General features: G+C 65.8%; 16 protein-coding genes. 8 read left to right on the top strand and 8 right to left on the bottom strand.

All coding sequences use genetic code 11. The annotated features are described in order from the left end of the window. From AC05QJ_RS19575 to AC05QJ_RS19560, 4 genes are all read right to left on the bottom strand, one after another. Positions 1 to 1,332 carry an efflux RND transporter periplasmic adaptor subunit gene (locus AC05QJ_RS19575; RefSeq protein ID WP_476742938.1) on the bottom strand — a complete coding sequence of 444 codons (1,332 nt, stop codon included), beginning with the start codon at positions 1,330 to 1,332 and terminating at the stop codon, positions 1 to 3. After that, positions 1,329 to 2,114, bottom strand: coding sequence for an efflux RND transporter periplasmic adaptor subunit (locus AC05QJ_RS19570; protein ID WP_476742937.1), 786 nt, complete (start codon positions 2,112 to 2,114; stop codon positions 1,329 to 1,331). Before AC05QJ_RS19570 ends, AC05QJ_RS19575 begins: the two co-directional genes overlap by 4 nt. Then, positions 2,095 to 3,762 carry a TolC family protein gene (locus tag AC05QJ_RS19565; RefSeq protein WP_476742936.1) on the bottom strand — a complete coding sequence of 556 codons (1,668 nt, stop codon included), beginning with the start codon at positions 3,760 to 3,762 and terminating at the stop codon, positions 2,095 to 2,097. Before AC05QJ_RS19565 ends, AC05QJ_RS19570 begins: the two co-directional genes overlap by 20 nt. A gap of 266 nt (positions 3,763 to 4,028) precedes the next feature. Continuing rightward, positions 4,029 to 4,196 carry a hypothetical protein gene (locus AC05QJ_RS19560; RefSeq protein ID WP_476742935.1) on the bottom strand — a complete coding sequence of 56 codons (168 nt, stop codon included), beginning with the start codon at positions 4,194 to 4,196 and terminating at the stop codon, positions 4,029 to 4,031. 148 nt (positions 4,197 to 4,344) lie between these two features. Between AC05QJ_RS19560 and AC05QJ_RS19555 the strand changes: the two genes are divergently transcribed. Genes AC05QJ_RS19555 through glgB form a run of 3 tightly spaced genes read left to right on the top strand, consistent with a single transcriptional unit; the run spans position 4,345 to position 11,904 of the window. Then, the gene (locus tag AC05QJ_RS19555; protein ID WP_476742934.1) at positions 4,345 to 6,369 is read left to right on the top strand and encodes an alpha-1,4-glucan--maltose-1-phosphate maltosyltransferase; all 2,025 of its coding nucleotides are present in this window, start codon (positions 4,345 to 4,347) and stop codon (positions 6,367 to 6,369) included. A 9-nt stretch (positions 6,370 to 6,378) separates the two neighbouring features. Next, entirely contained in the window at positions 6,379 to 9,690 is a 3,312-nt protein-coding gene (gene treS, locus AC05QJ_RS19550; protein ID WP_476742933.1) for a maltose alpha-D-glucosyltransferase, read from the top strand. Continuing rightward, on the top strand, positions 9,691 to 11,904 hold the full coding sequence (glgB, locus tag AC05QJ_RS19545) for a 1,4-alpha-glucan branching protein GlgB (RefSeq protein WP_476742932.1): 2,214 nt from the start codon (positions 9,691 to 9,693) through the stop codon (positions 11,902 to 11,904). A gap of 62 nt (positions 11,905 to 11,966) precedes the next feature. Here the strand turns inward: glgB and AC05QJ_RS19540 are convergent, their stop codons facing one another. The 4 genes from AC05QJ_RS19540 to AC05QJ_RS19525 form a co-directional block, all read right to left on the bottom strand. Continuing rightward, positions 11,967 to 12,566 (bottom strand): biliverdin-producing heme oxygenase, encoded by a 600-nt coding sequence (locus tag AC05QJ_RS19540; protein WP_476747970.1) that lies wholly within the window; start codon positions 12,564 to 12,566, stop codon positions 11,967 to 11,969. Positions 12,567 to 12,703: 137 nt separating this feature from the next. Continuing rightward, positions 12,704 to 13,360: a helix-turn-helix transcriptional regulator gene (locus AC05QJ_RS19535; protein ID WP_476742931.1), complete on the bottom strand. Its 657-nt coding sequence runs from the start codon at positions 13,358 to 13,360 to the stop codon at positions 12,704 to 12,706. A gap of 13 nt (positions 13,361 to 13,373) precedes the next feature. Beyond that, on the bottom strand, positions 13,374 to 13,820 hold the full coding sequence (locus tag AC05QJ_RS19530; RefSeq protein WP_476742930.1) for a GlcG/HbpS family heme-binding protein: 447 nt from the start codon (positions 13,818 to 13,820) through the stop codon (positions 13,374 to 13,376). After that, positions 13,817 to 15,076 carry an MFS transporter gene (locus AC05QJ_RS19525; protein ID WP_476742929.1) on the bottom strand — a complete coding sequence of 420 codons (1,260 nt, stop codon included), beginning with the start codon at positions 15,074 to 15,076 and terminating at the stop codon, positions 13,817 to 13,819. The genes AC05QJ_RS19530 and AC05QJ_RS19525 overlap by 4 nt, the downstream gene beginning before the upstream one ends. Positions 15,077 to 15,314: 238 nt before the next feature. Here AC05QJ_RS19525 and AC05QJ_RS19520 point away from each other — a divergent pair, with 238 nt between their 5' ends. The 5 genes from AC05QJ_RS19520 to AC05QJ_RS19500 all read left to right on the top strand — a co-directional run bounded on the left by AC05QJ_RS19520 (position 15,315) and on the right by AC05QJ_RS19500 (position 23,597). Next, entirely contained in the window at positions 15,315 to 16,508 is a 1,194-nt protein-coding gene (locus AC05QJ_RS19520) for an amino acid aminotransferase (RefSeq protein ID WP_476742928.1), read from the top strand. Between the two features lie 228 nt (positions 16,509 to 16,736). Continuing rightward, complete coding sequence (locus AC05QJ_RS19515; RefSeq protein ID WP_476742927.1) at positions 16,737 to 18,014, top strand: serine/threonine transporter; 1,278 nt, start codon at positions 16,737 to 16,739, stop codon at positions 18,012 to 18,014. A gap of 185 nt (positions 18,015 to 18,199) precedes the next feature. Then, positions 18,200 to 18,700, top strand: coding sequence for a thiol peroxidase (gene tpx / locus AC05QJ_RS19510; protein WP_476742926.1), 501 nt, complete (start codon positions 18,200 to 18,202; stop codon positions 18,698 to 18,700). A 476-nt stretch (positions 18,701 to 19,176) separates the two neighbouring features. Then, complete coding sequence (locus tag AC05QJ_RS19505; RefSeq protein ID WP_476742925.1) at positions 19,177 to 20,502, top strand: MdtA/MuxA family multidrug efflux RND transporter periplasmic adaptor subunit; 1,326 nt, start codon at positions 19,177 to 19,179, stop codon at positions 20,500 to 20,502. Then, positions 20,499 to 23,597, top strand: coding sequence for an MdtB/MuxB family multidrug efflux RND transporter permease subunit (locus tag AC05QJ_RS19500; RefSeq protein ID WP_476742924.1), 3,099 nt, complete (start codon positions 20,499 to 20,501; stop codon positions 23,595 to 23,597). Before AC05QJ_RS19505 ends, AC05QJ_RS19500 begins: the two co-directional genes overlap by 4 nt. Positions 23,598 to 23,637 lie beyond the last annotated feature (40 nt).

The raw sequence follows: 23,637 nt of genomic DNA, 5'->3' as shown, positions 1-23,637 counted from the left end.
TCACAGCGCCAGCCAGATGCGCAGGGCTGCCAGCGGGCGGCGCAACAGGTAGGTGAACAGCGTGGTGCGCTCGCCATAGACCTTGGCGGTGCCCTTGAGGCCGATGCGGATGCGTGGGTCGGCTTCGCTGAACCCGGCCTTGAGCCGGTAGGCCATGCCGCCCTCGGCGGTGGCCGTGGCGCGATAGCCCAGGTGCCTGAGGTTGCCCGGCAACGGCGCCGCTGGATCGGTGTTGAGAAACAGCAGCACGTCGGCCCCGCTGTGCAGTTCGATGGCATCGCTGACGGGCAGCTGGATTTCCAGTTGCGTGCGGGACGGGTCGGCCACCTGCATGATCTGCTCGCCCAGCGACACCGGGCGGCCTTGCCACTGCGCCGGGTCGTCGAACAGTGCCACGCCGTCATGGGGCGCCAGGATGCGGGTACGCTCCAGGTTCTGTTCCAGGTAACGCACCTCGGCCATGGCCTGTTCACGACGACCTTGCAACACCGCCAGGCCGGCCTTGCTGCGGGCGTCGCTGAGGGCCTGTTGCTGCGCCTGGCGGAACTCGCCTTCGGCGATGGCCAGGGCCTGGCGCGACGCTTCCAGGCGGCTCTGCAGTTCCCGGGCGTCGAGCTGGATCAGCGGCTGGCCGGCCTTGACGGTGTCGTTGGGCTCCACCAGCAGGCGTTCCACAACCCCCTGCAGCGGGGCGCGCAGCACACTGGGTTGCAGGGCGACGATTTCCGCCGGGGCCAGGGCGGCCTGGCGAATCGGCAACAGCAGAGTCACCAGCGCGGCAGCCGCGCCACCGAGCCACCAGCGACGGTCGCGGCGCAGGCGGCGAAGGCCTGTGCCACTGGCCGGCTGCAGGCTGGCCCAGGCATGGCCGAATGCATCCTGGGTCAACGCCAGCAGGCTGGCCTCGTTGCCGTCCAGCGGTTGGTCGCGGGCCAGCAGCAAGGCGCCGAGCAGCCGTCCCTGGCGGTCTGCCAGCGGCAGCCAGACCAGCCAGGAGGGCAGGTACTCGGCCCATTGTGCCTGGTCGCTGGCACCCAGCTGGCTGGCGTTGAGTTGCGCCAGCTTCGGCCCCGGATGCTGTTGCTGCCAGGCCCGGCAATGGCCGGCGAACCAGTGGTTGAAGGGGGCGTCGGCCTCCACTGTGGCCAGCCCCGACAGGCTCAGCAGGCGCTGCTCGCGGGCATCCCACAGCATCGCCTGGCGGTACGGCAACAGGCGGCGGGTGTCGTTGACCATGACAAAGCCCAGCGCCGCCATGTTAGCGGCGGCGCGGACCTGCCGTTCGAGCTGGACCAGGCTGGCCAGCGCCGGCGCGGGCAGGGCGGCGCTCATGAGCGCGGCGCCGCAGGAGGATCGATGCGGGCGGTGCCGCTCATGCCCGGCAGCAGGTGCCCGGCCTGGGCATCGATACGCCCGAAGACTTTCAGCGTCTGGCTCAGCGGGTCGATCACCGAGCCCAGGCGTTCGACCCGGGCGGGATAGTCGCCACCGGTCTCTTCCAGGTGCACGGTGAAGCCGTAGCCCGGCTTGAGCCAGGCCATCCAGCGCGACGGCACGATCAGTTCCACCTCGAAGGCGCTGTCGTCATACAGCGCCAGCAGTTCCTTGCCTTCGGCAACGTATTCGCCGGGCTGGACCTTGCGTTCGGCGACCCGTCCGGAGAACGGCGCGGCAATGCTGCAATGCTGCACCATCACCTGGTTCACGCCGTTCTGCGCCCGGGCCATGTTCAGCTCGGCCTGGGCCTGGCTGAGGTCGGAGACGCTGATGGACTGCAACTGGTCGAGCTTTTTCGCCACGGCAAGCTTCTTGTTCGCCGCTTCCTGCGCGGCGCTGGAGTGGCCCAGTCGTGCGCGGTGGATGGCGCAGTCGAAGGCCACCAGACGCTCGCCCTTGCCGAAGCTGTCGCCTTCCTTGACCTTCAGCTCGGTGATCTTGCCGGCCAGTTCGCTGGAGATCACCGTGCGCTGGCTGGCACTGAGCTGGACCCGCAGGTCCGGCTCGGCGCTGCCAACGGCCGGAGGCGGCTGCAACGGCGGCGGTTCCTCGGCCCTGGCGGAGGCGCTGCCCAGCAGCAGCGCCAGCAGGCAGGTTTCAGCGACGAGCCGGCGCATGGCTGACCTCGACCACTTCGGTGCCCTGCAGCGAACCGACACTGCTCCACAGGTCGAGGTTCACCGGCTGCACTTTTTTCGGCGTGACGTAGTCACGGCTGGTCACCGCGTAACGCACCATCAGCGGCGCCTGGATGCTGCCCTGGGCCAGGGCCGCGCTTTTCTGTCCGATGGCGCGGGCCAGTTCGGCCACGCTGTCGCCGGCCAGGCGCTCGGGCAGCGGATCGAGGCCGGCGGCCTGGTAGATGGCACCGTAGGCCGTCTGCAACTGGGCAAAACTGCGGTCGCGGCTGCGCAGGGCCAACACCGTCTCGGTGCTGGTGCGCACTTGCTCCAGCACGGTCTGGGCATCGCTGCGCAGGGCGTTTTCGGTCTGTTGCAGGATGCCGTTCTGGATCCGTTGCAGCTCGTTGGAGCGTTCGAACAATCGGGTGGCCTGGTGGTACTGCTGCCAGGCCACGTTGACCTGGGTGAGCACGGCCATGCGCATGGCCTGGCGACGTACCTCGGCCAATGCCTCGCGGGCCTCGCCGGTGCGCTTGACCGAGGGGTAGGCAAGCACGTTGAACAGGTTCCAGCTCACCTGCACGCCGGCGTCGGCCCACTGGTTGTTGGTGGTGTAGCTGTTGCTGTCGTAATTGGTGCCGACGAACAGCGAGGCGCCGGGCATCAGGCGCAGCAGGGCCGCACGGGTTTCCAGCACCGTGTTGCGTGCCTGGTAGCTCTCTTCGCGTACTTCCGGGCGGCGGACCATGGCCATGGCTTCAAGGTCGTCGAGGCGATAGGCCAGGTTCGGGGCCTGGAGTTGCTGGTCGCTGGGTACCACGACCTCGAAGCGGGTCGCCGGCGGCAGGTTCATCAACCCGGCAAGGCGCGCCTTGGCGGTGGCCAGTTCGCCGTCGACGGTTTCCAGTTGGCGGACCATTTCCAGCAAACCTTTCTGGTAGCGCAGCGCGTCGACCGGGGCGAGCAGGCGCTGGCGCTCGGTCTGGCGCGCCTGGTCGAGGGCCTGGCGGGCGTCGGCCAGGGCGCGTTGGACCTGGGGCTGCAGGCGCTGGGCTGTGGCGGCTTCCCAGTAGGCACTGCGCACCTGCTGGATGATGTCGGCGATCACCCGGCGTCGGCGTTCCTCGGCGGCCAGTACCTTGTTGGCCTGGGCCTTGGCGCCGAAGTAGCCGATGCCGAAATCGAGCACGTTCCACGACATCTGCAGGTCGGCGCTGCGGATCGAGCGGTCCTGGCTGGTGGAGGGCTCCAGCGACTGGTTGCCGGTGCGGATCGACTCGCTGGACGACGCCAGGGTGTTGTCGCGCCCACGCCAGCCGGCGCGGGCGGCCAGCTTGGGCAGCATGTCGTAGCTGGACTGGTCGAGCAGGTTGTCTTCCAGCGCGCGCTCCATCAGGCCCAGGCGCTGTTGCAGGTTGTACTTCACGGCGCGGGCCATGGCCTGCTCCAGGTCGATGGCCTGGGTGACCGGTTCCTGGTTGTCGAACATGCGGCTGCGGTCGGCGCTGGCCTGGGCCAGTTGCTGTTCCAGGGTCAGCGGCTCGGGGGTGACGGCACACGCGCTCAGGCCCATGGCCATGACGCCCACGGCGAGTTGGCGGGGCAGCCGTTTGTGCGGGCCGGGCAGTTGCTTCTTGATCACGAGATTTCCCTTGAACGAATGGTAAGCGGCGAGCCAGTGCGAAAGCGGGCGGGCTGATGGGTGCGAGGATAAGAATCATTCCCAATATTGGGCAATTGCGGGTTCATTAAGATTGCTTAAGGTCGGGAACCGGCGAGTCGGGCCAGGGCTGGCCCTGCCGCGGCCGGCCTTGCAGGGAGCGAGGCCGGCCGGGGAATCGGGGAGGGGGCTGTTCCGTTCGCGCTCAGCGGCGTGGCCTGGCGGCCCGCCAACGCGCTGCAACCGGTCTACGCTTTGCCTTTCACCGGAGGCTCTTCACTGGGCGGGTCACCCACGGTGGGCGGAACGGTCGGTTTGACCGGGACGCCTTCGGGTTCCTGCACCGGATCCGGTGGTGGCAGGTTCGGGTCGTCGATATTCGGATCGGGCGTTTCTGCCGGGACAGGGATACTCATTGGCCTTTCCTCTCGATGATCAAGGCATTCAAGGGTTGGACCGCATTCCTCCCGGCATCGCTCATTTTTTATTGAGCCTTTTATTGAACCCCTCGCGCCTGCCATTGCTCTGAACCCTTACCGTCACGCTGTAACGGAGCGATGTTCGATGACCCGCAATGAGCCTTTCGAAACCGAGCGTATGGCCGGTGGCGACAGCCCCGCCGACGAACCGCTGAGCCTGTCCCAGGCGCTGCTGCTGCCCCGGGTGGTGATCGAGAACACCACGCCGGTGATCGATGCCGGGCTGTACCCGGTGAAGTCCGAAACGGGCAAGACGGTGACGGTAGGCAGCAAGGTATACGCCGATGGCCATGACGTGCTGGCCGTGCACCTCAACTGGCGCCAGGCCAACAGCCGGCGCTGGCACAGCCTGCCGATGCAGGCGCTGGGCAACGACCAGTGGGAGGCCAGCTTCACCCTCGGCGAAGTCGGGCGCCACCTGTTCGTCATCGAAGCCTGGATCGACGGCTATGGCACCTATTGCTACGACCTGGAGAAGAAGTTCACCGCAGGCGTCGATATCACCCTTGAACTCACTGAAGGCCGCCTGCACCTGGAGCACGCCGCCGAACGCAGCGCCGGGCCGCTGCGCGAACAGTTGCTGGGCGTGGCCAGGCGCCTGCGCAAGGGCCTGCCGGCTGCCACCCAGGTCGAGTGCCTGCTGGCCACCGATACCCGGGTGCTGATGGCCCAGGCCGATCCCCGTGCCTACCTCAGTCGCAGCCCGGAATTCCCCCTGGAAGTGGAGCGCGAGCGGGCGGCGTTTGCCAGTTGGTACGAGCTGTTTCCTCGCTCGATCACCGACGATCCCCGTCGCCACGGCACCTTCAACGATGTCCATGAACGCTTGCCGATGATTCGCGACATGGGCTTCGATGTCCTGTACTTCCCGCCCATCCACCCCATCGGCAACAAGTTCCGCAAGGGCCGCAACAATGCCCTGCAGGCTGCCGAGGGCGATCCCGGTAGCCCTTACGCCATTGGCAGCCCCGACGGTGGCCACGAGGCGATCCATCCGCAACTGGGCAGCCGCGAGGACTTTCGCCGGCTGGTGGCCGCCGCCGCCGAGCATGGCCTGGAGATCGCCCTGGACTTCGCGATCCAGTGCTCCCAGGACCACCCCTGGCTGCAGGAGCACCCCGGCTGGTTCTCGTGGCGGCCGGACGGCAGCATCCGCTATGCGGAAAACCCGCCGAAAAAGTACCAGGACATCGTCAATGTCGATTTCTACGCCGCCGACGCCATTCCGTCGCTGTGGCTGGCCCTGCGTGACGTGGTGCTGGGCTGGGTGGAAGAGGGCGTCAAGCAGTTCCGCGTCGACAACCCCCACACCAAGCCGCTGCCGTTCTGGCAGTGGCTGATCGCCGATATCCGCAGCAAGCACCCGGACATCATCTTTCTCGCCGAAGCCTTCACCAAGCCGGCGATGATGGCGCGCCTGGGCAAGGTCGGCTACAGCCAGAGCTACACCTACTTCACCTGGCGCAACACCAAGGCCGAGATCCAGGAGTATTTCGAAACACTCAACCAGCCGCCCTGGTCGCTGTGCTACCGGCCCAACTTCTTCGTCAACACGCCGGACATCAATCCGTTCTTCCTCCATCACTCCGGACGTGCCGGCTTCCTGATCCGTGCTGCCCTGGCAACCATGGGGTCGGGACTCTGGGGCATGTATTCGGGCTTCGAACTGTGCGAGGCCGCACCGATCCCGGGCAAGGAGGAGTACCTGGATTCGGAGAAGTACGAGATCCGTCCGCGGGACTTCAGCCAGCCCGGCAACATCATCGCCGAGATTGCCCAGCTCAACCGCATCCGTCGCCAGCAGCCGGCCCTGCAGAGCCACCTCGGCGTGCGCTTCTACAACGCCTGGAACGACAACATCGTCTATTTCGGCAAGCGCAACCCGGACGACAGCTTCGTGCTGGTGGCGGTCAGCCTCGATCCGCACAACGCCCAGGAAGCCCACTTCGAACTGCCGCTGTGGGAGCTGGGGCTGGATGACAACGCCACGACCCGCGGCGAAGACCTGATGAATGGCCATCGTTGGGAGTGGCATGGCAAGACCCAATGGATGCGCATCGAGCCGTGGCACCTGCCATTCGGCATCTGGCGCCTGGACAAGGCCAACTAGGAGCCCCGCATGGCGAAGAAAAGCCGCCCGGCGGCCTTTATCGACGATCCGCTCTGGTACAAGGACGCGATCATCTACCAGATCCACATCAAGTCCTTTTTCGACTCCAACAACGACGGTATCGGCGACTTTCCCGGCCTGCTGGCCAAGCTCGACTACATCGCCGACCTCGGGGTGAACACCCTCTGGCTGCTGCCGTTCTATCCCTCGCCGCGGCGCGACGACGGCTACGACATCGCCGCCTACAAGGCCGTGCACACCGACTACGGCACCCTGGCCGACGTGCGCCGCTTCATTGCCGAGGCGCACAAGCGCAACCTGCGGGTCATCACCGAGCTGGTCATCAACCACACCTCCGACCAGCATCCCTGGTTCCAGAAGGCCCGGCGCGCCAAACGCGGTTCGAAGGCGCGGGACTTCTACGTGTGGTCCGACAGCGACGAAAAATACGACGGCACGCGGATCATCTTCCTCGACACCGAAAAGTCCAACTGGACCTGGGATCCGGTGGCCGGCCAGTACTACTGGCACCGCTTCTATTCGCACCAGCCGGACCTCAACTTCGACAACCCGCAGGTGATGAAGGCGGTGATCGGGGTGATGCGTTTCTGGCTCGACCTCGGCGTGGACGGCCTGCGCCTGGACGCCATTCCGTACCTGATCGAGCGCGACGGCACCAACAATGAGAACCTGCCGGAAACCCACGGCGTACTGAAGCGGATCCGCGCCGAAATCGACGCCAACTACCCCGATCGCATGCTCCTGGCGGAGGCCAACCAGTGGCCGGAAGACACCCAGTTGTATTTCGGTGAGGGCAAGGGCGACGAATGCCACATGGCCTTCCACTTTCCGCTGATGCCGCGCATGTACATGGCCGTGGCCCAGGAAGACCGTTTTCCGATCACCGACATCCTGCGCCAGACCCCGGCCATCCCGGAGAACTGCCAGTGGGCCATCTTTCTGCGCAACCACGATGAGCTGACCCTGGAAATGGTCACCGACCGTGAACGCGACTACCTGTGGAACTACTACGCCGCCGATCGCCGCGCCCGGATCAACCTCGGTATCCGTCGGCGCCTGGCGCCGCTGATGCAGCGCGACCGGCGGCGCGTGGAACTGCTGACCAGCCTGCTGCTGTCGATGCCCGGCACGCCGACCCTGTACTACGGCGACGAGATCGGCATGGGCGACAACATCTACCTGGGCGACCGCGACGGCGTGCGCACGCCGATGCAATGGTCGGTGGACCGCAACGGCGGCTTCTCCCGTGCCGACCCCGCGCGGCTGGTGCTGCCGCCGATCATGGACCCGCAATACGGTTACCAGACCATCAACGTCGAGGCCCAGGCCGAAGATCCCCATTCGCTGCTCAACTGGAACCGCCGCCTGCTCACCGTGCGCAAGCAGCAGAAGGCGTTCGGTCGCGGCACCCTGAAAATGCTCGCGCCGAACAACCGGCGCATCCTCGCCTACCTGCGCGAGTACACCAGCCCTGAAGGCGTCAGCGAAACCGTGCTGTGCGTGGCCAACGTGTCCCGCGCCGCCCAGGCGGTGGAGCTGGACCTGGCGCCCTGGATTGATCGGGTACCGGTGGAAATGCTCGGCGGGTGCGCCTTTCCGCCCATCGGCCAGTTGCCTTTTCTGCTCACGCTCGCGCCCTACGGGTTCTACTGGTTCCTGCTGGCCCCCAAGGACCAGATGCCCAGTTGGCACGTGGAAGCCGCGCAGCCCTTACCGGAGTTCACCACGCTGGTGGTGAAGAAACGTATGGAAGAACTTCTGGAATCACCGGCCCGCGAAGACCTGGAACAACACATCCTGCCGCAGTACCTGCCCAAGCGCCGCTGGTTCGCCGGCAAGGACGCGGCCATCGACAGCGTGCACATCGCCTATGGCGTACGCTTCGGCTCGCCCACCAGCCCCGTGCTGCTCAGCGAGATCGACGTACAAAGCGGCGGACAGCAGCGGCGCTACTTCCTGCCCTTCGGCCTGATCGGCGAAGACCAGATCCATACCGCCCTGCCTCAGCAACTGGCGCTGGGCCGGGTGCGGCGTACCCGTCAGGTGGGGCTGATCACCGACGGTTTTGCCCTGGAGACCTTCATCCGCGCCTTGCTCGAAGGGTTCAGTCAGCGCACTCGCCTCGCCGGCAGCGACGGCGAGCTGCAGTTCGACTCCACGCCGCAACTGGCGGCCCTGGGGCTGGGCGAGGACGCCGAGGTGCGCTACCTCTCGGCCGAGCAGTCCAACAGCTCGGTGGTGGTCGGCGGCAAGCTGGTGCTCAAGCTGATTCGCCGGGTCAATGGCGGCGTCCATCCCGAACTGGAAATGGGTGCCTTCCTGACCGCCGCCGGCTTCGCCAACATCTCGCCGCTGCTGGGCTGGCTGAACCGCGTCGACGCGAGTGGCGAGCCGTGCCTGCTGGCGATTGCCCAAGGCTACCTGAACAACCAGGGCGATGCCTGGGACTGGACCCAGAACAACCTTGAGCGGGCCATTCGCGACGAGCTGGAACCGCCACAACTGCGGGGCGAAGGCCATGCCGACGCGCTCGAAGACCTGACCGGCTTCGCCGCCTTGCTCGGCCAGCGCCTGGGCGAGATGCACCTGGCCCTGGCCGGCCCCACCGACGATCCGGCCTTCAAGACCCGCGTCAGCGATCGCAGCGACAGCGAGCGCTGGGGCCGGCAGATTGCCGGGCAGTTGCGCACGGCTCTGGATTTGCTGGTGCAGCACCGCGACGCACTGGATGACGAGAGCAAAGCGCTGGTGGATGACCTCGAACAGCAGCGCGACGGCCTGCTGCGGGAAGTCGCGCAACTGGCCGACCAGGCCGAAGGCGGCCTGGTGATGCGGGTGCACGGCGACCTGCACCTGGGCCAGGTACTGGTGGTGCAGGGCGATGCCTACCTGATCGACTTCGAGGGCGAGCCGGCGCGGCCGCTGGAAGAGCGGCGCGCCCGCCACAGCCCGTACAAGGACGTCAGTGGCGTGCTGCGGTCCTTCGACTACGCTGCTGCGATGGCGCTGCGTGGCGCGGCGGGTGCCGGCGCACTGCCCGACAACCTGCAGGCGCGGCAACGGGTCACCCGGCGTTACCTGCACGCCTCGCGTCACGCATTCGTCCAGGCCTATGGCCTGGCGACCGCCAGCCTGCCTCATGCCTGGCTGCACGAGGGGGGCGAGCAGGCGGCACTGGAATTGTTCAGCCTGGAAAAGGCTGCCTACGAAATCGCTTATGAAGCCGAGAATCGCCCGCAATGGCTGGCCGTGCCTTTGCATGGCCTGCATGGGCTTGTCAGTACCTGGGGAGAGCAGTAGATGAGCGTGCACAAACGGGAGCAAGGCGGACTGGGCCGCAGCGATATCGATGACCTGGTCAATGCCAGGCACACCGATCCTTTTTCGGTGCTCGGTACGCACGGTGATGGTGCCGGTGGGGCCTGGTTGCGCGCCTTTTTGCCGGAGGCCCTGAGCGTTCAGGCGCTGGACCGCGGCACCGGCGAAGTGATCGCCGAACTCGCGCAAGGAAGCGTACCGGGGCTGTTCACTGCGCACTTCGCGCAACCGCCCGGAGCCTACCGGCTGCGGATCAACTGGGCCGGCGGCGAGCAGATCACCGAAGACCCCTACAGCTTCGGCCCGCAACTGGGCGACATGGACCTTTACCTGTTCAGCGAGGGCAACCACCGCGACCTGGCCAACCGCCTCGGCGCGCAGCCGATCGAGGTCGATGGTGTCGCCGGGGTGCGCTTCTCGGTGTGGGCACCGAACGCCCGCCGGGTGTCGGTGGTGGGAGATTTCAACAACTGGGACGGGCGCCGGCATCCGATGCGCCTGCGCCATGCCAGCGGGGTGTGGGAGCTGTTCATTCCGGGGCTGGGCGCCGGCGAAACCTACAAGTACGAAGTGCTCGGCCAGGGTGGCGTGCTGCCGCTCAAGGCCGACCCTCTGGCCCGCGCCACCGAATTGCCGCCGAGTACCGCCTCCAGGGTCGCCGGCCCCCTGGCCCATGAATGGCGCGACCAGCAGTGGCTGCAGGCACGGAGCGCGCGCCAGGGCACCACGGCGCCGCTGTCGATCTACGAACTGCACGCCGGATCCTGGCAATGCGAACTGGATGAAGCCGGCGAGGTGGTGCGCTTCTATAACTGGCGCGAGCTGGCCGAGCGGCTGATTCCCTACGTGCAGGAACTGGGCTTCACCCATATCGAGCTGATGCCGATCATGGAGCACCCGTTCGGTGGCTCCTGGGGTTACCAGCCGTTGTCACTGTTCGCCCCGACCGCCCGCTACGGCACGGCGGAAGACTTCGCCGCCTTCGTCGATGCCTGCCATCAGGTGCAGATCGGCGTGATCCTTGACTGGGTGCCCGCGCATTTCCCCACCGACAGCCATGGCCTGAGCCAGTTCGACGGCACCGCGCTGTACGAATACGCCAACCCGCTGGAGGGCTTCCACCAGGACTGGGACACCCTGATCTACAACCTCGGCCGTACCGAGGTGCACGGCTTCATGCTGGCCTCGGCGCTGCACTGGCTGCGGGAATTCCATATCGACGGGCTGCGGGTCGATGCGGTGGCTTCGATGCTCTACCGCGACTACTCGCGCAAGGCCGGCGAGTGGGTGCCCAATCGCCATGGCGGGCGCGAGAACCTGGAAGCCATCGACTTCCTGCGTCACCTCAACGATGTGGTCGCGGTGGAAGTGCCAGGGGCGCTGGTCATTGCCGAAGAATCCACCGCCTGGCCGGGCGTCAGCCAGCCGGTGCAGCAGGGCGGCCTGGGCTTCGCCTACAAGTGGAACATGGGCTGGATGCACGACACCCTGCATTACATCCAGAACGACCCGATCCATCGCCAGCACCACCACAATGAAATGAGCTTCGGTCTGATCTATGCCTATTCGGAGCATTTCATCCTGCCGATCTCCCATGACGAAGTGGTCCACGGCAAGCGCTCGCTGATCGACAAGATGCCCGGCGACCGCTGGCAGAAGTTCGCCAACCTGCGTGCCTACCTGGCGTTCATGTGGTGCCATCCGGGCAAGAAGCTGCTGTTCATGGGCTGTGAGTTCGGCCAGTGGCGCGAGTGGAACCACGACAGCGAGCTGGACTGGTACCTGCTGCAGTACAGCGAGCACCTTGGGGTGCAGCGGCTGGTGGGCGACCTCAACCGCCTGTACCGCGAAGAGCCGGCGCTGCACCAGCAGGACTGCGTGCCCCAGGGTTTCCAGTGGCTGATCGGTGATGACGCCCACAACAGCGTCTACGCCTGGCTGCGCTGGAGTGCCGACGGCCAGCCGCTGCTGGTGGTGGCCAACTTCACCCCGGTGCCGCGCGAGGGCTATCGCATTGGCGTGCCGTTCGGCGAGCGTTGGGACGAAGTGTTCAACAGCGATGCCGAACGTTATGCCGGCACCAACTTCGGCAACGAGGGCGCGGTGGTGGGGCAGGCGCTGGCCAGCCATGGGCAGCCGATGTCGCTGGCGCTGAACCTGCCGCCGTTGGCGGTGCTGATATTGCGGCCGGCTTGAGTGCGGGGTTTAAGCAGGACCGGCCTCATCGCCGGCCTTGCCGGCGATGAGGCCGGTCCTGTTTAAACCTGAACCTGCCCGAACACCGCCCGCAGATGCCCACGATAGGCCTCGAACGCCTTGATCGCCCCGTTCACCGCATGGGCCTCTTCCTCGCTGTCCAGCTCCAGCCCATCCACCAGCGCCACGAACTGCCGCCAGTGCGGTGCACGCCCATCAGGATGGGCGGCCAGGTGGCGGGCGCCTTGCTCGCCGTCCAGGCCCAGGCGCTGGGTTTCCTTGAACAGGAACGCTGCGCCGAGGTTCGAGCCTTCACTGCAATACAGCCAGCCAAAGGCCTCCGCCGGATGCGCCAGCTCCACCTGAGCAGGGGCCGTCGGCGGTTCCAGGCCGAGGTCGCGCAGGTCCGACTCCACGGCCGCGAAGCGCGACAGCAGCTCCAGCCCTGGCAGTTGCCGGTTGAGGCGGGTGTCCTGGTACAGCCCCAGCAGACTGCCGTGGAAACGGTGTTGCAGGTTCAGGAACAGTCCATAGCGCTCGCGGTCGGCGAAGGGCTGTGCGGCCATCACCAGCGCATCGACGCTGTCGTGATCGCTGCTGCTGGCAGCCTTCAGGCGCTTGCAGCGGCTCGGGGACGGGGCGGAAACGGCAGGAGCATTCATCGGCGGATCCATCGAAGTGACTGTGCCGGGAATGATGCGCAGCAGGACGGAAGGGGACAATCGCGGGTCCATTAAGATCGCTTAAGGCTCGGGGCGAGGTGCCCCAAGGGATCTGTGCCGGCGATAACGCTGCCCCGTTACAGGAACAATGCTCCAATCAATTCCGTCCGGTTCTTCACCCCCACCTTGCGAAACAGGTTGATCAGGTGGGTTTTCACGGTCGGCAAGCCGAGGTCCAGTTGCCGGGCCAGGGTCTTGTTGCAGGCGCCGTTCTGCAGCAACAGGGCGATTTCCCGCTCCCGCGGGGTCAGGCCGGCGAGGCGGTCGGGCACGGACCTGGGCAATTGCCGGGCCGCCATCTGCATCAGCCCGTGCAGCGGCAGCAGACGGTCCAGCTCGGCCTGGCTGAATGCTCCCAGTTCGCCGTCGCGCAGCAGCGACAACCCGGCCACCGGGCGTTCATCGACCCAGGCCATGATCTCCACCACATCCACCACCCGGTGCTGATGCAGGAAACCGAGGTACTCAAGGCCCTTTTCGGCATCGTGATGGGCCAGCCCCTGGCGCAGCGATACCACCGGCAGGCCGATGTCGCGGCAGTTGTCCGGCTTGAGCGGATCGAGGTGGCGGTAGTGCTCCAGGTAGCGGTGGTGCATCGGCGGCTGCATGCCCATCAGCTGGAAGTCGCAGGCCTGCAGCTGCGCGTCGATCTGGTAGAAGGCGGCGAGGCTGGCCGGCACCTGCTGGCTGAAGGCGTGCAGGCAGTAATCACCGAGTTGGCGGGCGGCATTCATGGTGGCGTTCTCCTCAGCGGGCGTTGTCCAGCAGGGCGCGGACGGTGTCCACGGCTGCCTGGGCACACTGGCCGTCCATGGCTTCCGAAGCGCCGGACACACCGATGGCACCGATCACCTGGCCGTCCAGCAGGAAAGGTTCGCCGCCGCCGAACAGCGCCAGGTTGGGTTGCAGCGGCAGCCCCTCGCGGACCGATACCGAGCATTTCTGCAGGCGCTCTTCCCAGACCCGGGTGGACGCGCCGAAACCGGCGGCGGTCAGGGCCTTGTTCAGGGCGATGGCCTGGGACGGACGGGGCGCGCCCTCCATGTGGGCGCTGTGGATCGGCTGGCCACCGGCGTCGAGGATTACCAGGCTGACACGGACACCGGCCTGCTCGGCGAAGTCGAGGGCGGCGTTCAGGGCCTGCATGGCCAGGCGCAGGGTGATGGTCGGTTGCTGACGCAGCAGGGCAGTCATGGCGCGGATTCCTCGATGACGGGTTCGGGGGCAGGGCGGCGTTGCAGGAGCAGTTGCCAGACACAATAGGCCGCCAGCAGCGCGGCGGCGATATGCATGGCCCAGGGCCCGCCCAAATGGGCAGCGAGCAGCCCGGCCAGCAACCCGCCGATGGCGTCGAAGCCGAAGCGGGTGGAGGTGTAGATCGACACCACCCGCCCGCGCAGCGCTTCCGGCGCCTGGCTTTGCAGCAGGATATTGGTACCGACATTGTTGATGGTGACGCCGAAGCCGAGAATCACCATCGCCAGTAGCGACAGCGGCAGGTAGCGGCTGCTGGCGAACAGCAGCAGGCCGACGGCGCTGGCAATGGCGGAAAACAGGATCAGCCCGCGCAGCCGGTCGACGCTCTGGCGCCCGGCCAGTAGCACGGTGGACAGCAGCGAGCCAAGCCCGGCGGCGCCCCACAGCCAGCCCAGGGTGCGGGCGTCACCGGCGAAGATGTCGTGGGCGAACACCGGCAGCAGCACGGCGTAGGTGGAGGCGGTGAGGTTGACCACCAGCACGCCGAGGATCAGGGCGCGCAAGGGCGGCGAGCGCAGGGTGTAGTCCAGCCCCTCGCGAAACATGTTGCGCATGCTGCCGCTGGCTTTTTCGCCAGGCGCCAGGCGGATCGCCAGCAGGCCGAGAATCAGTCCGGCATACGACAGCGAGTTGAGCGCGAAGCACAGGGCTTCGCCGGTCAGCGCCAGCAGCAGCCCGGCCAGCGGCGGGCCGACGAAGCGCGAACAGGTGAACAGCATGGCGTTGAGGGCCAGCGCATTGGGCAGGTCGTCGCGGTCGTCCACCAGGCGGCTGAGCAGGGACTGGCGCAGCGGCGTATCCACCGCGTTGAGGACGCCGAGGGTGGCGGCGAGGATCACGATCAGCGTCGGGTTGATCAGTTCCAGCCAGGTCAGCAGCGCCAAGCCCAATGCCTGGATTGCCAGAAGGGCCTCGATCAGCATCAATAGCCGGCGCTTGTCGTGACGGTCGATCCAGGCGCCGGCGATCGGCCCCACCAGCAGTTGCGGCAGCAGGGTGGCGCAGGTGGTGATGCCGAGCAGGGCGGCGGAGCCGGTCAATCGGTAGACCAGCCAGGACAGCGCCACGGTCTGCACCCAGGTACCCAGGGTGGAAACCGCATGGCCGATGAAATACAGGCGGAAATTGCGGTGGTGCAGGGCCCGCAGGACGTTGGGCCAGCGGTTCGGCCCGGAAGAATGCGCAGCTTTCACGATCGGGAACGCCAGGACAGGGAAAGGGCGGGGCCGCCAGCCAGCCCCTGCGTGGGACTTTACCCGGTTGTGCGAGGGGCGTCTTGCCTCTGCCTGTCGAATACATGTGCCTGCGTGCCAGGCGGGACGAAGCAGCCATGCACTGAACGGTTGCACCGGGGGCATGTTCCTTGGCACGCAGTCCGGGTATCCTCGACGCACTTTGTTCGATTCATCCTGCCCCAAGGAGTTTTGCGCTGTGTTCAAACATGTCGATGCCTACGCCGGCGACCCCATCCTCTCGCTGATGGAGACCTTCAAGACCGATCCCCGGGCCAACAAGGTCAACCTGAGCATCGGCCTGTATTACGACGCCGCTGGCGTGGTGCCGCAACTGGCTGCAGTGGGCGAGGCCGAGCAGCGCCTGGCCGACAAGCCCCACGAAGCCTCGCTGTACCTGCCGATGGAAGGCCTGGCCGGCTACCGCCAGGCGATCCAGAACCTGCTGTTCGGCGCCGATCACCCGGCGGTGAGCGGCGGCCGCGTGGCCACCGTGCAGACCGTCGGCGGCTCCGGCGCGCTGAAGGTCGGTGCCGACTTCCTCAAACGCTACTTCCCCGAGTCGCAGGTGTGGGTCAGCGATCCGACCTGGGACAACCACCGTGCCATCTTCGAAGGCGCCGGCTTCAAGGTCCACAGCTACCCGTACTTCGACCAGGCCACCCGTGGCGTCAACTTCGACGGCATGCTGGCGGCCCTGCAGACCCTGCCGGCCAACAGCATCGTCCTGCTGCACCCGTGCTGCCACAACCCCACCGGTGCCGACCTGAACCCGGCGCAATGGCAACAGGTGATCGAGGTGGTCAAGGCACGCAACCTGATCCCGTTCCTCGACATCGCCTACCAGGGCTTCGGCGAAGGCCTGGAGCAGGACGTGTTCGCCATCCGCGAAGCCGCCCGTGCCGGCGTACCGTGCCTGGTGAGCAACTCGTTCTCGAAGATCTTCTCGCTGTATGGCGAGCGGGTTGGCGGCCTGTCGGTGGTCTGCGACGATGCCGACACCATGCAAAGCGTGCTCGGCCAGTTGAAGGCCACTGTGCGTCGCAACTACTCCAGCCCGCCCGCGTTCGGTGCGCAACTGGTTGCCACCGTGCTCAACGACGCCGGCCTGAATGCCCAGTGGGCGGCGGAAGTGGAGCAGATGCGCCTGCGCATCCTCGAGATGCGCCAGGGCCTGGTGGACGCCCTGGCCGTGCTGTTGCCGGGCAAGGACTTCTCGTTCTTCCTCAGCCAGCGCGGTATGTTCAGCTACACCGGCTTCAGCGTGGCCCAGGTGCGTCGCCTGCGTGACGAGTTCGGTGTCTACCTGATCGACAGCGGCCGGGTGTGCATGTCGGGCCTGCGTCCGGACAACCTGCAGCAGGTGGCCGAGGCGTTTGCCGCAGTGCATTGATCGCCTGAGGCCCTGTCGCCGGCTTGCCGGCGACAGGGCCATCGACACCTCCCTCGATTTTCGACCTGTCGGTGCACCGCAAAGGTGCAACCATTCCTCGGACAGGGCTTTGCAAGTGCAACCTTTCAGCGCACAATCGCGCCCCTCTTTGATGGCCGGGGTGCGCGCAAGCGTCTGTTTCGCCACTTCCGGTGCTGTTGCTGTCTTGCGTGTGGAGTTGCACCCGGAATGAATGAGCAGGCCCCGAGCGTTGAACAACGCTTCGAATCGACCCCAGCCACCCTCGGTAGCTGGGCCCGTCAAGACACCACCTGGATGCTCGGCCTGTTCGGCACCGCCATCGGCGCCGGCACGCTGTTCCTGCCGATCAACGCCGGCCTTGGCGGCTTCTGGCCGCTGCTGATCCTGGCGCTGCTGGCGTTTCCGATGACCTATTACGCCCACCGCGGCCTGACCCGCTTCGTCTTGTCCGGGCGTGGCGAGGGTGATATCACCGAAGTGGTGGAAGAGCACTTCGGTCTGAGCGCCGGGGCCATGATCACCGTCCTGTACTTCCTGGCGATCTTCCCGATCCTGCTGATCTACAGCGTGGCACTGACCAACACCGTCGGCAGCTTCCTCGAGCACCAGTTGCACATCCAGCCGCCACCGCGGGCGCTGTTGTCCTTCGTGCTGATCCTCGGCCTGCTGGCGATCGTGCGCTGTGGCGAGCAGGCCACGGTCAAGGCCATGAGCCTGCTGGTCTATCCGTTCATCGTCGCCCTGGCGTTTCTCGCGGTGTTCCTGGTTCCGCACTGGAACGGCGGCATCCTCACGACTGCCAGTGAGTTCCCCGGCGCCAGCGCCTTCCTGCACACCCTGTGGCTGGCGATCCCGGTGATGGTGTTCTCGTTCAACCACTCGCCGATCATCTCGGCGTTCGCCGTCGACCAGAAGCGCCGCTACGGCGAGCATGCCGACCAGCGCAGCGGCCAGATCCTCGCCCGCGCTCACCTGCTGATGGTGGCGATGGTAATGTTCTTCGTCTTCAGCTGCGTACTGACCCTGAACCCGGCACAGCTGGCCGAGGCCAAGGCGCAGAACCTGTCGATCCTGTCTTACCTGGCCAACCATTTCAGCAACCCGACCATCGCCTTTGCTGCGCCGATCATCGCCTTCGTCGCCATCGCCAAGTCGTTCCTCGGCCACTACATCGGTGCCAGTGAGGGTCTCAAGGGCATCATCCTCAAGACAGGAAAGCGTCCCCAGGCCAAGACCCTCGACCGCGTGACCGCAGCGCTGATGCTGGTGGTGTGCTGGATCGTCGCCACCCTCAACCCGAGCATCCTCGGCATGATCGAAGCCATGGGCGGCCCGGTGATCGCGGCGATCCTGTTCCTGATGCCGATGTACGCGATCCGCCGCGTGCCGGCAATGCGCAAGTACCGCGGTGCGCTGTCCAACGTCTTCGTGACGCTGGTGGGGCTGGTGGCCTTGTCGTCAGTGGTGTATTCGCTGATTCCTTGAGCTGACGCCTTGGTGCTGGCGTGCCAGCTTCTATAGGGATTCGAGTGAGTTGTCGGGTTTTGTGTGGTCAGATTGTCCACAAAAAACGTCCGACAATTCAACAATTTGCATTCCCCCATAGGTGGAAACTCACTTTCGTGCTTAACTCAGGGTCCTTTTCATCCTCCCGCATAAGGATTCCGTTCATGGCTCAAGTGACTCTCAAAGGCAACCCGGTTCAGGTCAGGGGCGAGCTGCCGAAAGCCGGCGCCCAGGCACCGGCGTTTTCGCTGGTTGGCGAAGGCCTGGCCGACAAGTCGCTGAACGACTTCGCCGGCAAGCGCAAAGTGCTGAACATCTTCCCGAGCGTCGACACCCCGACCTGCGCCACCTCCGTGCGCAAGTTCAACGCCCAGGCCAACGACGTTGCCAACACCGTGGTGCTGTGCATCTCCGCTGACCTGCCGTTCGCCCAGGCGCGTTTCTGCGGTGCCGAAGGTCTGGAAAACGTGAAGAACCTGTCGACCCTGCGTGGCCGCGAATTCCTGGAAGCCTACGGCGTTGCCATCGCCGACGGCCCGCTGGCCGGCCTGGCTGCCCGCGCCGTGGTAGTGCTGGACGAAAACGACAAGGTCCTGCACAGCGAGCTGGTTGGCGAAATCGCCGAAGAGCCGAACTACGAGGCGGCGCTGGCTGTGCTGAAGTAAGGCAATCTGGCAACACCTTGAAACGGCCTGGCTTAGTCCAGGCCGTTTTTTTTTGAGCTGCAAGTTGCAAGCTGTAAGCCGCAAGTAAAAGCAGGAGCGGCGTTGGCGGGCTTTTTCGAGCTGCAAGCTGTAAGCCGCAAGCTGCAAGTAAAAGCAGGAGCGGCGCTGGCAGGCTTTTTCTTGTGGCTTGTAGCTTGAAGCTTGAAGCTTTTCCGTTTTTCGAGCCGCAAGCCGCAAGCCGCAAGCCGCAAGCCGCAAGCCGCAAGCCGCAAGCCGCAAGCCGGAGCGGCGCTGGCGAGCATTTTCTTGAGGCTTGAAGCTTGCAGCTTGCAGCTTGCAGCTTTTTCATTAGGGTTCAGAAACTTGGCATCGTCAGCATTCAGTAAATTGCCGGTAAATGCACTTTGCTAAACGTTCTCAAGTGCTTATCGTTCAGCCTCCTTCAAAGTTTCCGCGCAGATATGGTCGATCAACCCATGCAATCTTCCTCCCGTTCTTCCCGCCGCTGGCTGTTCAGCCTGTTGATTCTGTTGCTGGTCGCCGTCCTGTGCTGGTGGTTGTGGCCTGCGTCGAGCACCTCCAAGGCGCCGGCCAAGGGCGATGCGCCGGCCGCCAACGGCGGCGGCCGGCGTGGCGCCGGTGGCATGCTGGGCGGGCCGGGGCGTCCGGGCTTCGGCAGCAACACGGCCAGCGTGCCGGTGCGGGTGGCACCGGCGCAAACGGGTGATTTCCCGGTCTACTACAAGGCCCTGGGCACTGTGACGGCGACCAACACGGTCAACGTGCGCAGCCGCGTGGCGGGTGAGCTGGTCAAGATCCACTTCCGCGAGGGCCAGCAGGTCAAGGCCGGCGACCTGCTCGCCGAGATCGACCCGCGCAGCTACCAGATCGCCCTGCAGCAGGCCGAAGGCACCCTGGCGCAGAACCAGGCCCAACTGAAGAACGCCCAGATCGACCTGGCGCGCTACAAGGGCCTGTACGCCGAAGACAGCATCGCCAAGCAGACCCTCGATACCCAGGCCGCGCTGGTGGCGCAGTACGAAGGCACCATCAAGACCAACCAGGCTGCGGTCAACGACGCCAGGCTGAACCTCGATTTCACGAAAATCCGCGCGCCGATCACCGGCCGTCTTGGCCTGCGCCAGCTCGACCTCGGCAACCTGGTGGCCGCCAATGACACCACCGCGCTGGTGGTGATCACCCAGACCCAGCCGATCACCGTAGCCTTCACCCTGCCGGAAACCGACCTCGACACTGTGCTCGCCCGCGTGCGCACCGGTGATGCGCTGCCGGTGGAAGCCTGGGACCGCGGCGATACCCGCCAGCAGGCCACCGGCGTGCTGGGCAGCATCGACAACCAGATCGACACCACCACCGGCACCCTGAAATTCAAGGGCCGCTTCGAAAACAAGGACGAAGCACTGTTCCCCAACCAGTTCGTCAACGTGCGCCTGCTCGCCGACACCCTCAAGGACGTGATCACCGCCCCGGCGGCGGCGATCCAGTTCGGCACCAACGGCACCTTCGTCTATGTGGTGGACGCCGAGAACAAGGTGCACATCCGCACGCTGAAACTGGGGGCCAGCGACGGTGAGCGTACGGTGATCAAGGAAGGCCTGGCCAAGGGCGAGCGCATCGTTCTGGAAGGCACCGATCGCCTGCGTGACGGCACCCTGGTGGAAGTGGTGGACGACGCCACCCAGGTTCCGACCACCCCCGGCCAGCACCTGCAAGGCCAGGACAAGAACGAGGCCTCCGCCACGCCTGAGCCGCAGGGCCGCCACAGCAAGGCCGGCGCATGAATCTGTCGCGGCTGTTCATCCTTCGCCCGGTCGCCACGACCCTGAGCATGCTGGCCATCGTCCTGGCCGGCCTGATCGCCTACAAGCTGCTGCCCGTGGCGGCCTTGCCCCAGGTCGATTACCCGACCATCCGGGTCATGACCCTGTACCCCGGCGCCAGCCCGCAGGTGATGACCAGCGCCGTGACCGCGCCGCTGGAGCGCCAGTTCGGACAGATGCCGGGCCTGACCCAGATGGCTTCCACCAGCTCCGGCGGCGCGTCGGTGCTGACCCTGCGCTTCAGCCTGGAAATGAACATGGACGTCGCCGAGCAACAGGTGCAGGCGGCGATCAACGCGGCCAGCAACCTGCTGCCCAGCGACCTGCCGGCACCGCCGGTGTACAACAAGGTCAACCCGGCGGACACCCCGGTGCTGACCCTGGCGATTTCCTCGAAGACCCTGCCGTTGCCCAAGCTCAACGACCTGGTGGACACCCGCATGGCGCAGAAGATCGCGCAGATCAGCGGCGTCGGCATGGTCAGTATCGCCGGTGGCCAGCGCCAGGCGGTGCGGATCAAGGTCAATCCCGAGGCGCTGGCTTCGGCGGGGCTGAACCTGGCTGACGTGCGCACCCTGATCGGCGCGTCCAACGTCAACCAGCCCAAGGGCAACTTCGACGGCCCGACCCGGGTGTCGATGCTCGATGCCAACGACCAGCTGCGTTCCCCGGAGGAATACGCCAACCTCATCCTGGCCTACAACAACGGTGCGCCGCTGCGCCTGAAGGACGTCGCCGAGATCGTCGACGGCGCCGAGAACGAGCGCCTCGCGGCTTGGGCCAACCAAAACCAGGCCGTGCTGCTGAACATCCAGCGCCAGCCAGGGGCCAACGTCATCGAGGTGGTGGACCGGATCAAGCAGATGCTGCCGTCCATCACCGACAACCTGCCGGCCGGTCTCGACGTGGTGGTGCTCACCGACCGTACCCAGACCATCCGCGCCTCGGTCAAGGACGTGCAGCATGAGCTGCTGATCGCCATCGCCCTGGTGGTCATGGTCACCTTCCTGTTCCTGCGCCGGGTCAGCGCCACCATCATCCCTTCGGTGGCCGTGCCGCTGTCGCTGATCGGCACCTTCGGCGTGATGTACCTGGCCGGGTTCTCCATCAACAACCTGACCCTGATGGCCCTGACCATCGCCACCGGCTTCGTGGTGGACGATGCCATCGTCATGCTGGAGAACATCGCCCGGCATATCGAGGAAGGCGAGACGCCGCTCAACGCCGCACTCAAGGGCGCCAGGCAGATCGGCTTCACCCTGATCTCGCTGACCTTCTCGCTGATCGCGGTGCTGATCCCGCTGCTGTTCATGGCCGATGTGGTAGGGCGGCTGTTCCGCGAGTTCGCCATCACCCTGGCGGTGGCGATCCTGATTTCCCTGGTCGTGTCCCTGACCCTCACGCCAATGATGTGCGCGCGGCTGCTCAAGCGCGAACCGAAGGAAGAGGAACAGGGCCGTTTCTACCGCGCCAGCGGTGCCTGGATCGACTGGATGATCGAGCACTACGGCCGCGGTTTGCAGTGGGTGCTGCGGCACCAGCCGCTGACCCTGCTGGTGGCGGTGGCCACGCTGGGCCTCACCGTGCTGCTGTATCTGGTCGTTCCCAAGGGCTTCTTCCCGGTGCAGGACACCGGCGTGATCCAGGGCATCTCCGAAGCGCCGCAGTCGGTGTCGTTCGCCGCCATGAGCCAGCGCCAACAGGAACTGGCGGCACGGGTGCTGGAAGATCCGGCAGTGGACAGCCTGTCGTCCTATATCGGTGTCGACGGTGACAACGCCACCCTCAACAGCGGCCGCATGCTGATCAACCTCAAGCCCCATGGCGAGCGTGACGTCACCGCAGCCCAGGTGATTGCCCGCCTGCAACCGCAACTGGATCGCCTGAGCGGCATTCGCCTTTTCATGCAGCCGGTGCAAGACCTGAGCATCGAAGACCGGGTCAGCCGGACCCAGTACCAGTTCAGCCTGTCCTCGCCGGACGCCGACATGCTCGCCGAGTGGAGCGACAGGCTGGTGCAGACCCTGCGCCAGTACCCGGAACTCACCGACGTCGCCAGCGACCTGCAGGACAAGGGCCTGCAGGTGTTCCTGGTGATCGACCGCGACGCCGCCAGCCGTCTGGGCGTGACCGTCTCGGAAATCACCAACGCCCTGTACGACGCCTTCGGCCAGCGGCAGATTTCTACCATCTATACCCAGGCCAGCCAGTATCGCGTGGTGCTGCAGGCCGAGGCGGCGTCGAGCATCGGGCCGAAAGTGCTGGAGCAGATCTACGTCAAGACCACCGGCGGCGTCCAGGTACGGCTGTCCAGCCTGGCCCGTATCGAAGAGCGCCAGGCGCAACTGGCCATTGCCCATATCGGCCAGTTCCCGGCGGTGATGATGTCGTTCAACCTGGCCGAGGGCGTGTCCCTGGGGCATGCGGTGGAACTGATCGAGCAGGTGCAGAAGGATATCGGCATGCCGCTGGGCGTGCAGACCCGCTTCCAGGGCGCGGCGGAGGCCTTCCAGGCGTCGCTGTCGAGCACGCTGCTGCTGATCCTTGCCGCCGTGGTGACCATGTATATCGTGCTTGGCGTGCTCTACGAGAGTTACATCCACCCGGTCACCATCCTTTCCACGCTGCCGTCGGCGGCGGTGGGGGCCTTGCTGGCGCTGATCCTCACCGGCAACGACCTGGGCATGATCGCCATCATCGGCATCATCCTGCTGATCGGTATCGTCAAGAAGAACGCGATCATGATGATCGACTTCGCCCTCGAGGCGGAGCGGCATCAGGGCATGGACCCGCAGACCGCGATCTACCAGGCCGCGCTGCTGCGTTTCCGGCCGATCCTGATGACCACCCTCGCTGCACTGTTTGGCGCGGTGCCGTTGATGCTCGCCACCGGTTCCGGTGCCGAACTGCGCCAGCCGCTGGGCCTGGTGATGGTCGGCGGGCTGCTGGTCAGCCAGGTGCTGACGCTGTTCACCACGCCGGTGATCTACCTGTACTTCGATCGCCTGGCGCGCCGCTTCAAGCCCGAACAGAACCCGCAGGAGGAACCGGTATGAGCCGCCTGCTCAACGCCGCTTGCCGCTTGCAGCCTGTCAC

This window comes from Pseudomonas sp. TUM25319 (genome assembly GCF_056388475.1).
The sequence above is the reverse complement of the archived record's forward strand: the minus strand, read 5'-3'. Positions and strand labels throughout refer to the sequence as shown.